This is a genomic window from Lactobacillus sp. M0396 (genome assembly GCF_016101625.1).
GTDB lineage: Bacteria > Bacillota > Bacilli > Lactobacillales > Lactobacillaceae > Lactobacillus > Lactobacillus huangpiensis.
This window is the reverse complement of record NZ_JACFQE010000008.1, coordinates 25,772-39,727: the sequence shown is the minus strand read 5'-3', so window position 1 is coordinate 39,727 and position 13,956 is coordinate 25,772. Positions and strand designations below refer to the sequence as shown.

At 35.6% G+C, this 13,956-nt stretch carries 12 protein-coding genes and 1 pseudogene; 6 read left to right on the top strand and 7 right to left on the bottom strand.

Annotation, left to right across the window (positions count from 1 at the left end):
- Positions 1-85 precede the first annotated feature (85 nt).
- From H3T43_RS08770 to H3T43_RS08755, 4 genes are all read right to left on the bottom strand, one after another.
- On the bottom strand, positions 86-889 hold the full coding sequence (locus tag H3T43_RS08770; protein ID WP_198180403.1) for an ABC transporter ATP-binding protein: 804 nt from the start codon (positions 887-889) through the stop codon (positions 86-88).
- Positions 867-1,781 carry an ABC transporter permease gene (locus H3T43_RS08765; RefSeq protein WP_370520806.1) on the bottom strand — a complete coding sequence of 305 codons (915 nt, stop codon included), beginning with the start codon at positions 1,779-1,781 and terminating at the stop codon, positions 867-869. Before H3T43_RS08765 ends, H3T43_RS08770 begins: the two co-directional genes overlap by 23 nt.
- A gap of 33 nt (positions 1,782-1,814) precedes the next feature.
- Positions 1,815-2,783 (bottom strand): ABC transporter substrate-binding protein, encoded by a 969-nt coding sequence (locus H3T43_RS08760; protein WP_198214010.1) that lies wholly within the window; start codon positions 2,781-2,783, stop codon positions 1,815-1,817.
- Positions 2,784-3,258: 475 nt separating this feature from the next.
- Entirely contained in the window at positions 3,259-4,182 is a 924-nt protein-coding gene (locus H3T43_RS08755; protein ID WP_370520805.1) for an ABC transporter substrate binding protein, read from the bottom strand.
- Positions 4,183-4,736: 554 nt separating this feature from the next.
- Between H3T43_RS08755 and H3T43_RS08750 the strand changes: the two genes are divergently transcribed.
- Positions 4,737-5,018, top strand: coding sequence for a hypothetical protein (locus H3T43_RS08750; RefSeq protein ID WP_223896662.1), 282 nt, complete (start codon positions 4,737-4,739; stop codon positions 5,016-5,018).
- 60 nt (positions 5,019-5,078) lie between these two features.
- On the opposite strand, the gene H3T43_RS08745 is transcribed toward H3T43_RS08750, so the two are convergent.
- The gene (locus H3T43_RS08745; protein ID WP_198214008.1) at positions 5,079-6,020 is read right to left on the bottom strand and encodes an aldo/keto reductase family oxidoreductase; all 942 of its coding nucleotides are present in this window, start codon (positions 6,018-6,020) and stop codon (positions 5,079-5,081) included.
- A 185-nt stretch (positions 6,021-6,205) separates the two neighbouring features.
- Between H3T43_RS08745 and H3T43_RS08740 the strand changes: the two genes are divergently transcribed.
- The 4 genes and pseudogenes from H3T43_RS08740 (at position 6,206) to H3T43_RS08725 (ending at position 10,211) form a co-directional block, all read left to right on the top strand.
- Positions 6,206-7,114 carry an L-lactate dehydrogenase gene (locus H3T43_RS08740; protein WP_045927542.1) on the top strand — a complete coding sequence of 303 codons (909 nt, stop codon included), beginning with the start codon at positions 6,206-6,208 and terminating at the stop codon, positions 7,112-7,114.
- A gap of 135 nt (positions 7,115-7,249) precedes the next feature.
- Positions 7,250-7,479, top strand: a pseudogene (gene cas9 / locus H3T43_RS08735) (type II CRISPR RNA-guided endonuclease Cas9); the annotation flags it as partial.
- A gap of 169 nt (positions 7,480-7,648) precedes the next feature.
- Complete coding sequence (locus H3T43_RS08730) at positions 7,649-8,890, top strand: MFS transporter (RefSeq protein ID WP_255534832.1); 1,242 nt, start codon at positions 7,649-7,651, stop codon at positions 8,888-8,890.
- 163 nt (positions 8,891-9,053) lie between these two features.
- Positions 9,054-10,211, top strand: coding sequence for an FAD-dependent thymidylate synthase (locus tag H3T43_RS08725; RefSeq protein ID WP_198214006.1), 1,158 nt, complete (start codon positions 9,054-9,056; stop codon positions 10,209-10,211).
- A gap of 137 nt (positions 10,212-10,348) precedes the next feature.
- Here the strand turns inward: H3T43_RS08725 and H3T43_RS08720 are convergent, their stop codons facing one another.
- The gene (locus tag H3T43_RS08720) at positions 10,349-11,596 is read right to left on the bottom strand and encodes a glycosyltransferase family 2 protein (protein ID WP_198214005.1); all 1,248 of its coding nucleotides are present in this window, start codon (positions 11,594-11,596) and stop codon (positions 10,349-10,351) included.
- A gap of 437 nt (positions 11,597-12,033) precedes the next feature.
- Positions 12,034-12,948: a proline-specific peptidase family protein gene (locus H3T43_RS08715; RefSeq protein WP_198214004.1), complete on the bottom strand. Its 915-nt coding sequence runs from the start codon at positions 12,946-12,948 to the stop codon at positions 12,034-12,036.
- A gap of 165 nt (positions 12,949-13,113) precedes the next feature.
- On the opposite strand from H3T43_RS08715, the gene H3T43_RS08710 reads away from it, so the two are divergent.
- Complete coding sequence (locus tag H3T43_RS08710) at positions 13,114-13,860, top strand: PAS domain-containing protein (protein ID WP_198214003.1); 747 nt, start codon at positions 13,114-13,116, stop codon at positions 13,858-13,860.
- The last annotated feature ends 96 nt before the right edge of the window (positions 13,861-13,956 follow it).

Genomic DNA, 13,956 nt, shown 5'->3' with positions numbered 1-13,956 from the left:
CTAAAAAATTCGAAATAATATAAGAAATGAGTCTCGAAAGGTTAGATCACCTTCGGGACTCATTTAATGTTTTTTAAATTAGATGCTATGCCAGTAAAATAGCATCATCTTCAAGCCCCGAACCAACATGCTTTTGGAATAGTTCCATCAGTTTAGGCACCGTCAAGTTTTGTTTATCTTCACCGGCCAAATCAATTGCCACACGACCTTGATGCAACATAATCAATCGATTACCGTATCGTATAGCATCTTCCATGTTGTGGGTAACCATAAAAGCTGTTAAATGCTGTTCGGATATTAACTTTTCAGTTAATTGCATGACTGTAATCGAGGTTTGCGGATCAAGAGCCGCAGTATGTTCATCCAGTAAAATCAAGTCTGGTCTCTGCAAAGTCGCCATTAGAAGCGTAATGGCTTGTCTTTGACCTCCGGAAAGAAGTCCAATTTCAGTTTCCAAACGATTTTCCAAATTTAAGTTAAGTTGTGCAAGCTGTTTTTTGAAAAATTTTCTATCCTGTTTTTTAACGCCGGGACGAAAACCGCGTCGTTGGCCTCGTTTCATCGCTAAAGCCAAATTTTCTTCAACTGTTAATCTGACCGCTGTTCCCATTTTAGGATCTTGAAATACACGACTAATATTTTTTGCTCGTTTAGTAACAGGCATTTTTGTAATATCGGTACCTTTTAAAATAATCTGACCCTCTTGAATAGGCAGTGTACCAGCAATACTATTGAGCAGGGTAGACTTACCCGCTCCGTTACTACCAATGATAGTCACAAAATCCCCGGCTTCTAAATTAAGGTCAATTCCGCGTAAAACTCGGTTTTCATTGACAGTTCCTTGTTCAAAAGTTTGATGTAAATTTTTAATCTTTAGTACTTCTGGCATTTTGCTTTCCTCCTTTAAGATTGCGTGGCAAGTGGAAATTCGGCAAAGTTAAGCACACAACTAAAACTAAAGCTGAAGCTAATTTTGCATCAGATGGTTCTACATTCATCTGGAATACCAGGGCTAAAATCAGTCTATAAATGATAGCACCTACAACTAAAGTAAGTAAACGACCGCCAATTGGCAGATTCCTGATAAGTACTTCTGCAATAATAATTGAAGCTAATCCAATAACCAGAGTACCAACACCAGAGTTAAGATCGGCAAAGCCGTTATTTTGTGCTAAAAGTCCACCTGACAGGGCAATGCATCCGTTAGAAATCATATAGCCTAAAATTTTCATTCCTTGAGTTTTGATACCATTTGCGGCACTCATTTGAGGATTGTCGCCTGTAGCTCTCATAGCTAGGCCAATTTCAGTTTTGAAAAAAACAACTAATAATAGTATAACCAAAAGTGCAATTATCAATCCCATCGCAATTACTGCATTGTTACGACTTAATCCCCAATTTTGCGCAATTGTAAAAACTGTATCTTTGCCCAACAATGAAACATTAGCAGCGTTTTGCATTACTCTGGAAGTAATGGAGTACAAGCCAGTCATTGTAATAATTCCTGCTAGTAAGGAAGGAATACGCAATTTGGTGTTCAAAATACCAGTAACTACGCCAGCAATCAAACCGCCAACAAATGCGGCAATAGTTGCTAAAACAGGATTAATTCCCTTAATAATACACATCGTTGCAACGGCTCCCCCTAACGGAAAGCTGCCTTCAGCTGTCATGTCGGCTAGATCTAATATCCGAAAAGTTAAGTAAACACCGATTGCCATTAATGACCAAAGTAATCCTTGAGAAGTAGATGAAAGTAATAACTCCCAAAATGTATTCAACATAACTATTGATTCACGCTGCCTTTCTTTAATTTACTTAGGTGCTTTAATTGAAGCAGGATCAATTCCAAGTGCCTTTGCCATTTTCTTGTTAACCACCAATTTCAAATCAGTTGCCCTTTCAACAGGCATATCTTTAGGTTTAGCTTTACCGTCTAAAATTTTAGCAGCCATTTTACCGGTTTGTTTACCAAGCGCCTCGTAATCTATTCCAATAGAAGCCAAGCCACCAGTTTTAACCTGGTCAGTTGAACCGGCTACCAGTGGGATTTTCTTTTCCTTAACAACTTTACCAATAATTGAGGAAGCAGAAGCAAATGTGTTGTCTGTTGGTACGTAAATTCCTTGTACTTTTCCAGCTAAAGTTTCAGTGACTTGCTGGACATCATTAGTAGTGTTAGCTGTCTTAATTAAAACTTTAACGCCGGCTTTTTTAAGTGCTTTGACAGCTAGATCCGCTTGAATTTTAGAATTGGCCTCACCGGCATTGTACATGATGCCAATTGCTTTAGCTTTAGGCACTATTGATAATAACAATTTTATTTGTTTATCAATTGAAACCATGTCAGTAGTTCCAGTAACATTTCTGCCAGGTTTTGCATCTGAATTTACTAATTTAGCAGCTTTTAGATCAGTCACTGCAGTTACTACAATAGGAATATCTTCAGTAGCATTTGCTACGCTTTGCGCTGCCGGCGTAGCAATTCCTAAAATTAAATCTGATTTTTCATTAACTAGTTTTTCACTCATACTTTTCAGATTGTCTTGGCTATTTTGGGCATTTTGATAATCAATTTTTAGATTCTTGCCTTCAACGTAGCCATTTTCTTTCAAGCCTTCTTTGAAACCTTTGTTAGCCTCATCTAATGAGGGATGCTGCACCACTTGCAATATACCCACATGTTTGACAGTTGCTGTACTTCCTGATTTCTTGTTGCTGCAGCCACTAAGCAGCAACAGACTAGTTAAAGCCATTCCCATAATAATTTTCTTGATTCGCATTTTCGTTCCTCCGTAATCCTGCTGACCGTAAAAAAATATCCACTTATTTCTAAGTGGATATACAAGAATTATTAGTAATAATCATTTGTGATTAGCCACTTAGAAGCTATGTGGCTAACCGCAATTAAAGGACTTTAGCCATCATAGATAAATTCAAAACTTGAGTCTGGTTTGAATTCATCTAGATGAACCCAAACCTTATCTAAAATAGCTAAAGTAATAACGGTTATTCAGTTGTGAGACTCGTATTAGATTACATTTCATAAAACTTTACCTCCAACCTTAATGAGAAGATTATAAAAAACAAAGAAGAAAAAGTCAAGAAATAATAAATTTAGCTTGTAAAAATAATAATATTTATGATCACTTAAAGCAAAGGCAAAATAAAAAGGTCACCCGTTTGAAATAAGCAACAAAGCTTTGCGCTTTCGCTATTTATTTCACTGTTCAGTGGCCTTTTTATATCAACTTAAAATTATTTAGGTGCTTTGATTGATTTAGGATCAATTCCCAGTGCTTTTGCCATGCTCTTATTAACAACTAATTTCATATCATGTGCTCTTTCAACCAGCATGTTAGCTGGCTTAGCTTTTCCAGATAAGATTTTTGCAGCCATTTTGCCAGTTTGTTCTCCTAATAGTTCGTAATCAATTCCGATTGAGGCCAAACCACCTGTTCTAACTTGATCAACGGAACTTGCTACCAGGGGAACTTTCTTTTCTTTGACTACTTTTCCAACTACAGAAGCAGCTGAATCGAAAGTATTATCGGTAGGAACGAAAATACCGTCAACTTTAGACGCAAGCGTTTCAGTTACTTGCTGGACATCATTAGTTGTATTTGCGGTTTTAATCAAAACTTTCACTCCTGCTTTTTTCAGTGCAGCTGTTGCTAAATCGGCCTGTATTTTAGAGTTTGATTCACCAGCGTTGTACATGATACCGATAGTTTTAGCCTTCGGAACAATTGACAGGAGCAGTTTGATCTGGCGTTTAATTGAAACCATATCTGTTGTTCCCGTAATGTTTCTGCCAGGTTTAGCATCTGAATCAACTAGCTTAGCCGCTTTCAAGTCAGTTACAGCAGTAACAACAGTTGGTATTTTTTGGGTCGCATTAGCAACGCTCTGTGCAGCCGGAGTGGCAATACCCAAAATCAAATCTGATTTTTCATTAACCAGTTTTTCACTCATACTTTTCAGATTGTCTTGATTGTTTTGTGCATTCTGGTAGTCAATTTTAAGATTTTTACCCTCAACAAAACCACTTTCTTTTAGTCCCTTTTTAAAACCTTTGTATGCCTTATCTAAAGAAGGGTGCTGCACTACTTGTAAGATACCAACATGTTTAACCTCAGGCACCTTGCTGGCTTTTTTGCTGCTGCACCCTCCCAGTGCCATTAATCCGACAATACTAATTCCTGTGATCAATTTCTTGAAATGCATTTTCTGCCTCCATAAAAAATACCCACTTATTTCTAAGCGGGTACACAAAAATTTTTATTGCCAAAAACGATTGAATGTGGTCAGCCACTTAGAAAGCTATGTGGCTAACCAAACTAAAAGAGTCTTAGCCATCATAGATAAATTCAAACTTGTGTTTAGTTTGAATCCACCTAGATGAACCCAAACTCTTATCTATAGTAGCTAAGATAATAACGATTATTTAGTTGATTTTCTTTTTGACTAAATTGAATCATTACCCTTACCTCCAACTTCAATAACCGAATTATAAAAAAATAAAAAATTAAAGTCAAGGCTTAATTTAATTTTATTGTTGATGAAAGATATTCCGCTAATTTCTGAAACTAGTTTTGCTATCAGTCCCAAGTTAGCAAATGAAATTAATGATATTTAACGTCAAATAATTTAACTCAATTGTCAATCTTTTTAGGAATGATAGGTGTAGTATAATTAAATTGACAGTCATTCTTAAGTAAGAGGAGGAAAAGCCGATGACACGATTGCAAAAAATGGTATTAAAGCCAAAAGAGCAGTTAGTGACACAGCTTTTTTTGTCACTAAAATTAAAGCAGAATTTAACCAGTCTTTCTTATAGTACTCATGATTTAATAAATGCCATGAAAGAAGATGTCCGTGCTCCCTTAAGTGATCAGCAATTAGTAGAAATTTTTGCAGCGCATGATGTGACTTTAAGTCGACGAGTGATTGCTAAATACCGTAAAAAACTCAATATACCTAATAGTTACAGTAGAAAATCCAAGTCAATTGATTAATATTGGCAAAAAAAATCCTAACGTAAAATTGCGTTAGGATTTTTGTGTTATCAGCTAATTTTAAGGCAAATCATTACCAGCAGCTAGATAAATGTCATACCATTCCTGAGCAGTAAGTGAAATATCTGCTCCCTTGGCACTGTCGATGATATGAGCTGGTGTCATCGTACCGATAATAACTTGTGTATTTGCCGGATGCCTTAAAATCCATGCAGCAGCAACAGCATTTTTAGAAACACCTTTTTGCTCAGCTACTTTTTGCAAGGCATCATTAACCTCCGGAAACTTAGGATTTCCAATGAAATTGCCTTCAATTTGACCGTATTGGAAAGGTGACCATGCCTGAACGGTCATATTGTGCAAGCGTGAGTAATCTAAAACGCCACGGTCATGATCAATACTCCGCTCATCCGTCATATTAGTGTGAATATTGAAGTCAATTGGACCAGTATGCATGACACTTAATTGCAGTTGATTAATTAACAGTCTTTGACTAACTCCACTCTGCAGTAAATCGACTTGCATCGGGTTGAAGTTGGAAACGCCAAAGTGACGCACTTTGCCGTCTCTTTGTAATTCATCAAAGGCAGCAGCGATTTCTGCAGGATCCATCAGAGCATCCGGTCTGTGCAACAGCAAACTGTCTAAGTAATCAATTCTCATGCGAGAAAGAATGCCATCCACAGCATTAATCAGATATTTCTTAGAAAAATCATACCTGGTAGTTTTATAATCTAACTCAGGATTTTCATAAATTCCAGTCTTTGATTGAATGTAAAAATCGTCGCGTTTTAAGGTTGATTTTTGTAATGCTTCTCCGAAAATTTCTTCAGATTTACCATGACCATAAACATCAGCTGAATCAATATAGTTAATACCAGTTTCATGGGCAGTTTCTAATGCCTTGACAGCTTCATCAACAGTCAGTTTATTCATGCGCATAATTCCGAGTGCAATGGCTGAACCAGAAAAGTTGGTGTTGCCAATTTTAATTTGTCTCATAATGTACCTCCTTTCTTTAGTATACGCTTTCTTAGAGGCAAAAATTTAAAAACAGGGAGTTTTAATTTATATTTAGCAATAATTGCAAAAACCTAATATTTTTTTAAAAATAATTTTATTTTTATCATTATTTTGTATATAATAGATATTACATAATTTTGAAAAAACAAGTAGGAGGGAAAATTATGAGTAATAAAATAGGAGTTATCGGTGACGGTCACGTTGGCAGTACGGTAGCGCAGCAGTTAATATTAACGGGTTTAGTAGATGACCTCGTTATGATTGATGTTAATGAAGCAAAGGTTAGAGCAGATCAGCTTGATTTTCAAGACGCGATGGCAAATTTGAAGCATCACACTACTATTACGATCAATGATTATTCCGCCCTCAAGGATGCAGACATTGTCATTAGTGCTTTTGGAAATATTGAGTTGGAAGCAGGCGGTGAGCGTTTTGCAGAATTGAATTATAACCGTGAGCGAATTGGAGACATTGCGGAGTCAATCAAGAAGAGTGGCTTCAATGGTATTTTGGTTGCCATTACCAATCCAGTTGACGCAATTACTAATATGTACCAGGAACTAACTGGTTTACCGCGCAAACATGTCATTGGTACCGGTACTCTATTAGATACGGCTCGTATGAAGCGTGCTGTTGGTGAACGGATGAATGTAGATCCTCGTTCAGTTGAAGGTTTTAACTTGGGTGAGCACGGTAATTCACAATTTACTGCTTGGTCAACTGTTAAAGTTTTGGAAAAACCAATTACTGAAGTAGCTGAAGCAAAACATCTTAAGCTTGAAGACTTAAACGATGAAATTAAATTTGGTGGTCAAACAGTTTATAAAGGCAAACAATATACCAACTACGGTATTTCAGCTGCTGTAACTCGTTTGGTAGAAACCATTCAAAGCGATGCTCACACTGAAATGCCAGTTTCAAATTACCAGGAAAAATATGGTACCTACTTATCTTACCCGGCAATTGTTGGTCGCGATGGTATTGTTCAAACCGTTGAATTGACACTGACAGATGAAGAAGAAAAGAAATTACAGGCATCTGCAGAAACAATTAAAGAAAAAGCAAACAAATAGTTCTAGTTTATTTAGTTATTTAGTAAAAATGGTGGTCACAAAGATCATCATTTTTTTATTATATGAAAAAGATAGTGAATTCTATTGTTATAAGGGGTATTCTTATAGTAATGAATACTTAGAAGGGGAAAAATCATGAGCAAGATTAATGAAGATTATATTTTAGGTCTTGATATCGGGACCAACTCTTGCGGCTGGGCCGTAACTGATAAAAAAATAACTTATTAAAACTAAGAGGAAAAACAGCAATTGGCTCACATTTATTTGATGAAGGGCATACTGCTGCAGATCGGCGTGGTTTTAGGACTACCAGAAGGCGGCTCAAGCGTAGAAAATGGCGCTTAAGATTGCTGGAGAAAATATTTTTGATAATATACCACATTGTTAAGTATCGTGGTAATTTTTAATAGCATACACCAGTCAAAGATTTTGAAGCTTTTAAAATTGATGTAGATTTAATTTTAATAAATATAAATTATACTTTAATATTTTAAGAAATTGACACTAATTAAAGAAAGGCTACTATTTGTTCACATGAAAAACATACTAAAAAGTAACAACAACAAACTATACCTTTTGTCAGTGATCACAGATAACTTGGGTAGCTCTTTAATGTCATTTGCGTTGCCGTTGATGGTACTTGATATCACTAAAAATGGTATTCACTTATCAATAATTTCTATTATTGAAACATTGCCTATTTTGGTTTTAGGTCTTCCGGCAGGAGCTCTAACGGATAAATTAGATGTTAAAAAGATTCTCATTTTTAGTGATTTGATTAGATTAATCAGCTACTTGATTCTTTCCGCATCATTTGCATTCCAGTTAACAGTGAATTGCATGATTTTAATTATTTATGCGGTATCACTTGTCGTCAGCGTGACAAACACAATTAATACCGTGTCAGAAATTACTTTTGTTTCTTTTTTAGTAGAAAAGAAGGATTTTTCAGAATTAAACAGTCTGGTTTATGGCATACAATATGCAGCTAATTTTGCATTGCCTATTGTAGGTGGAATATTATATCAATATATTTCGCATAGTCTTTTAATTGTTATTTGTGCAGTTTTCTACCTAATTAGCCTTTTACTGGAAAATAGGATCAGCCTGAAAACTAAATCTACCGCTTTTACCGGCTTTACAGCTCTTAAATCTGCACTTAAAACGGTAAAAACAGATATAAAGGAAGGTCTGCAATATACCCTTAATCTTCGTTCTGTTTTGTATCCGTTAATATTAGCTGCACTAGTTAATATTGTGTCAGCTAATTTTGATAATGACAGTCTTATAATATTACGTACTCAATTAAAACTTTCCTCTCAAAATATTGGAATAATTTCAGCGATTGCAGCTGTCAGTGCCTTAATTGGTACTTTGGTGGTCAATTGGTTGAATAGGCACATTAAGTTTAATCTATTATTTGTATTGCTGATTTTTGCTGGTGCTCTTTTTCGTGCCCTTTTTGCGCTGAACCAAAATGTACCAACAATGGTTCTGGCCATTGCATTTGTTTCTATAATTGAATCAATTATTAATATTAGTATCATTACGAATAGGCAACAGCAAGTTGAACAAAAATATCTGGGGCGGGTTACGAGTATCTATAAAACAGTGCTAATTGGAGTAAACTCTTTGGGCTATCTTTTAGGCGGTCTTGTTGCTAAAAAAATAGGTTCAAGATCAGGCATTGGAGTTTCAGCTGTTGAACTTTTGCTAGTTACAGCAATTAGTATTTTTTTACTGGCACCTGAAATCAAGCATGATAACGAGTCTTAGCATCAAAAACTTGGGCAAAATAGTAAAAAGCAAGAATTTATAGGCATGTTGGGAAACTATAAATTATTTTTTGTTTATATATGCAGGTCATTTGTTTAAAGTAGCAGATAGATTAATAATGATTATAGTCTGTGACTTAATAAATTAATGAGGAGATATATAAATGACTACAGTGCACAATAATAGTTGTGAAGTTAAACCAGATTGGTCTTCAGTGATTGTGGAAGAAGAGCAAATGCCCTGGTCTTCAAATGGTGCCAAGACCATCTGCGCAAGGTATAAGGATCCAGTTCTTAGAGGCTATTCTGCTGTAATTGTAAGAGATTCAATCAACAGAGAGTTTTCTGAGAATGAAAACTTAATTACACCAGACAGAGTCACAACTATGATTGTCAGGTTTCCCAGATTTATTCTTCCCGAGTGGAATACTCACCGGGTTTTCAGCAGAAACAGTGCCTCTTCAAGAGCCAGAAGCATAAAGACTACCGTCAAGCCAGTAATGCAGCAACCTGTGATTCCACTTTGGACTATTAATCACAAGGGCATGACAGGTACATTTGCTGATTTAGAAAGGGCAAAAAGATCTACTGCAAATTGGCTGCATTCCCGAGATGAAGCCGTTCTGGGAATGTTTCGACAGCTAATGAATGAAGAAGAAGTCCCTTACGATGCTGAAGCTAGTGACTGGGAAAAATTTGCCGACAAGTATGATGAAGCATATAAAAATGATGCAGTTCCAGCTTCATGGAATGATGCTCATAAACAAGACTGCAACAGATTGATTGAACCATGGATGTGGCATGAAACTCTGGTAACATCAACTTATTGGCAAAATTTTCTGGATTTGCGAATTGCTGCTGGCGTCCAGCCGGAAATGGAAACTATTGCAATTTTGATTAAAGCTGTTCTTAAAGCAAGTCCCAAGTATGGAACATTGAAAAAGAGAATATTGCATGTTCCCTTTATCGAGGTTGAAGAAAATGATCTGTTATCATGGGAGAGGCTTGAGCCAGTGCTTCTGCAATCGGCTTCAGAATGTGCCAGAATTTCGTATCATGACCGCTCTAAAATGAAAAATAGAAACGGCTCAAATTTGGGTAAAAGATTGCTTGCTGAAAAGCATATGAGTCCGTTTGAACATATAGCATGGTCAGCTAAAAGCAGTGACTGGAAACAATTTCCAGCATTAAAAGAAAAGATGACAGATTTACTTAAAAAAAATCCTGATTGCCTTCCAGATGAGGCATCTGGTTCTCTGACTTCAAATCTTAGTGAGAGCTGGCTGCAATTTAGAAGAGTCATTGAGAATAGAGAACTGTAAGACAATTAACTGGATATAATTATATAAAATTTGCAGAAAGCAAAAGACTAATAAATTGTGTTGTCAATACACAAATTTATTAGTCTTTTTGAATGTAAGAATTTTAAAAATAGAAGCTAATTCAGTTTTCTGCCATGTTAAGTGTGAGAAGTTTTTGACCAGGACTGATTGCCAACTAAAATTCGTGCCAAAGCTTTATATGGAACTATGGCTAACGACCATCTGTAAAAATCAATCAAAAACAATATTTTTAGCAAATATGAAAATTTTAGCGGTTCATCAAACTTAGCTTCACGCCATTGCTTTAGAATTAACAATGTATTTGTCAAATATTCTATTATTAGCAAAATTGCAATAATTGAAATGCTAATCCAGGCATTCGTTTTCATATAAAGCAGTAAAACTATAAATGAAATTGCGGATGCTGGGGTTGTGACCATTGAAAATACTGGAATAAGCAGAAAGAGCAGTACAAAAGTTTTAACCATTGAAGGAATAGATTTAGATTTAACAATCTTTTTGCTATATTTGCCTAAACATTGAAAACCGCCTTGGCACCAGCGAGTACGTTGCTTGATCAGCTTTTTATATTTTGTAACTCCCTCTTGTCCAATGCTAACGGTATTTAAGAATGTACCACGGTAACCCTTTAATAAGCCTTTTAAGGAGAATTCGCAATCTTCCAATAATGATGATGACCAGCCAACGTTATTGGTCATTTTTAAGGTCATGAATTGACCATTGCCGGAAGCTAAAGATGAACCCCAATCAGTTCTTGCCATTTGTAGAAGAGAATTATAAATAGTGAATTCAAAATTTTGCATTGCTGCGATATTATACTCCAGATTATAAATATTTACTCTTGTTTGAAGCAAATCACAATTAGAATGATTAAAAGCATATACGACTTGCCTTAAGTAATTTGCATCTAAGTGGCTATCAGCATCTATGACGCCAATAATAGTTTTTTCTTCAGGAAAATTCATTTTGGCAATGCGTTTGGCTGTATCCTGTAATGCTGGCCCCTTACCTTGTTGAGCATTAGGTTTTACGCGGTGTACAACTATGACATTAGGATGATAAGCATATTTTTGTAATAAAGTAGTGGTACCATCACTAGAATCATCATCAATAAAGACCAGCTTGAGTTTGATAAAACTTTCACATTGTTTTTGTAATTCCATTAAATAAGGAATGTTTTTTCGTAAGGATTGAAATTCATTCATTGCTGGGATTAACAAGAACATAGTATCGAAATCTCGACAGCGCTCGCCGTAATTATCTTGCTTTACATTATTGCTAAATGTCAGATAAAGAGTCCAAATTAAATCAAAAATGTACGAACAGCCACCTAAAATTAAAATGATGACTATTAATAAGTTCATTTTATTTTCTCCAAGTTATTTATTCCGTATTCTAAATATATGTTAACTTTATAATAACATGAATTGGTCTAGACTAAAAATATATTCTTTTAAAATTTATAAGTTTAAACTTTAATAAAAAAATATATACCCTTATAGACATTGCTTTAATCACGGAAAACTTAAAATTTAAATAAGTGAAAAGTATACTGGATTATTTTTAATATAGTTTTTTTATTGTTGTAAATTAATGAGTGAAGAAAAATATTTTATTATTATTTTTTAAAAAAGGCATATCATTGTAAACTGTTATTTTATACAGGATTAAAATATAGTAAAAAATAATTATATTTGCAAAAAGTAATTAGTAAGAAAGCTTTTTTTAAGTGAACAAAAAAACAAACAGCTGCGTGCTTGTTTTTCGGGTACTTTTACTTACATAAAAATATTCGGACTTGTTATTCTCCTTTAAAAGTCCCTGCTTCAACTTGACAGATAAAGTCTGCTAAGTGCTTGTAATAAACATCAGGGTTATCAACCATATGATGATGGCCACCATCAGGAGTTGTAACTAAGCGGGAATTCGGAATTTCTTTTTGCATAATTTTAGCCGTAGCGATTGGCATTGTTTCATTTTCACCAAAGGTTAACAAAGTTGGTACTTTAATATTTTTAAGTTGGTCTCTAAAGTGCCAGTCTTTTAGTTTGCCAGTAATCACAAATTCATTGTCACCCTGAAAGGCTTCGTATACAGCAGAACCACCAATATCCTTTAAATGATATAACTTAGACGGCTGTTTGCGGTCAACAAAGTTAATGTTGAGAATGTTGACATCTTCTTGATAGCGGTCATTGCCATAATCGTTATTGTTTTCGCATTCATGCATGAAGTCAATTTCAGTTTGGGGCAAAACTTCTTGGCGACGTCGGTTCACGGCTTTAACATAATCATCAATATCGTCCACCATTGAGGAAATAATTGCTCCTTTCAGGTGCTGACCATATTTAACGGCATATTCTTGTACCAGAAGTCCGCCCCAGCTTTGACCAATCAAATAAAAATTGTCTAAACCCAGTTTTTCACGTACCTCGTCAACTTCATCCAGGAAGTATTCATATCTTAGATACTTTTTAGCAATTCCCGGATCAGAATAATCGGGTTGATCGGAATAAAGGGAACCAAGCTGATCATACATCGTTACTTGCACATCCAAGCCCTGCTTTTTTAATTGATCGGCAGTATCTTCCCAATATTCATGGTTTCCTCCGGGGCCTCCATGTAGAGCCAGTAAATGAATTTTGCCTTGACCCTGAGTGTTTGTCCATAAATGATAGCCATTATCCAGCGTAATAATTTTGGTACCTGTTTTCATATTTCTCTCCTTTAATCGTTATCAACTAGTCTCTATTTTAGCTCATTATAATAGAAAGAAAAACAAATCCCAAAAATGAAAAGTAATTTAAGGTAATGCCTAAAATTAAGCGATTACATGTTACAATTAGTTTAGTATGTTAGATGAAGATTAAGGAGAACGAAAATGGCTGAACCCAAATGGTTAAAAGACATGGATGCTAGCGAGTATTTAAAAGAAGATTTTGATGCAAAAGGCAAAAGTCGCTATACAGTAGAAGGGCTTGATAAGAAAGACCCAGATTGGCTTGACAAAGCAGCAGAAAAAACTCACGCCGCTACAGGAGATGATTATGTTAAGCTTGATAGTGGGCTGTTAACAGTTAACCAAATAAACTGGATGCTACGCAACACGATTGGAGAACTAACCTTTGTGGATGATAATAACCAGTTCTTATGGTACAATCGTCCGGTTGATCCTAATGTGAAGATGAAGGCCAAAAGAGTTCCTGCGCAAGTAGGGAACACAATGGGCGAAGTTCATCCGGATGTGCGTGAAGTAATTCCGGAAGCTAAAAAAGTTGTTCATGCACTGCGCACTAAAGAGAGTGGGCATGATACTGTATATATGCCAGTACCTACTGGAAATCTTAAGGAACTGGTTTTGCATTATTATAAACGCGTTGAAGATGATGAGGGCAATTATGCCGGTATTTATGAATGGGTACAAGATCTTTATCCATTAGTAAAATATTTCTGTGAAACTACAGGACAAAAATTGGTCGTTGATCCGGATGTGACAACCGGTGCGACATATAGACGCAATTCAGATCCTGATGCTAAGACAGGTGCGTCAACTAAAGCTGAAGCGGCAAAAGAAGATGCTGAAGCAGAAACTGAGTCTGATGCAGCAACGGGTGCTTCTCAAAACTAGAAATAAATTGAATATTAATAAGCAGTAGTTAGACAGCTTCTAACTACTTTTTTGTTATACTGATAATAGATGAGCTTATAAACACAGTTGAAGTAA

Coding starts and splice junctions, on each gene's coding strand:
- H3T43_RS08755 (WP_370520805.1), bottom strand. CDS start 4,182: ATGGCACTGGGAGGGTGCAGCAGCAAAAAAGCCAGCAAGGTGCCTGAG.
- H3T43_RS08715 (WP_198214004.1), bottom strand. CDS start 12,948: ATGAAAACAGGTACCAAAATTATTACGCTGGATAATGGCTATCATTTA.
- H3T43_RS08720 (WP_198214005.1), bottom strand. CDS start 11,596: ATGAACTTATTAATAGTCATCATTTTAATTTTAGGTGGCTGTTCGTAC.
- H3T43_RS08740 (WP_045927542.1), top strand. CDS start 6,206: ATGAGTAATAAAATAGGAGTTATCGGTGACGGTCACGTTGGCAGTACG.
- H3T43_RS08770 (WP_198180403.1), bottom strand. CDS start 889: ATGCCAGAAGTACTAAAGATTAAAAATTTACATCAAACTTTTGAACAA.
- H3T43_RS08760 (WP_198214010.1), bottom strand. CDS start 2,783: ATGCGAATCAAGAAAATTATTATGGGAATGGCTTTAACTAGTCTGTTG.
- H3T43_RS08750 (WP_223896662.1), top strand. CDS start 4,737: ATGACACGATTGCAAAAAATGGTATTAAAGCCAAAAGAGCAGTTAGTG.
- H3T43_RS08745 (WP_198214008.1), bottom strand. CDS start 6,020: ATGAGACAAATTAAAATTGGCAACACCAACTTTTCTGGTTCAGCCATT.
- H3T43_RS08710 (WP_198214003.1), top strand. CDS start 13,114: ATGGCTGAACCCAAATGGTTAAAAGACATGGATGCTAGCGAGTATTTA.
- H3T43_RS08730 (WP_255534832.1), top strand. CDS start 7,649: ATGAAAAACATACTAAAAAGTAACAACAACAAACTATACCTTTTGTCA.
- H3T43_RS08725 (WP_198214006.1), top strand. CDS start 9,054: ATGACTACAGTGCACAATAATAGTTGTGAAGTTAAACCAGATTGGTCT.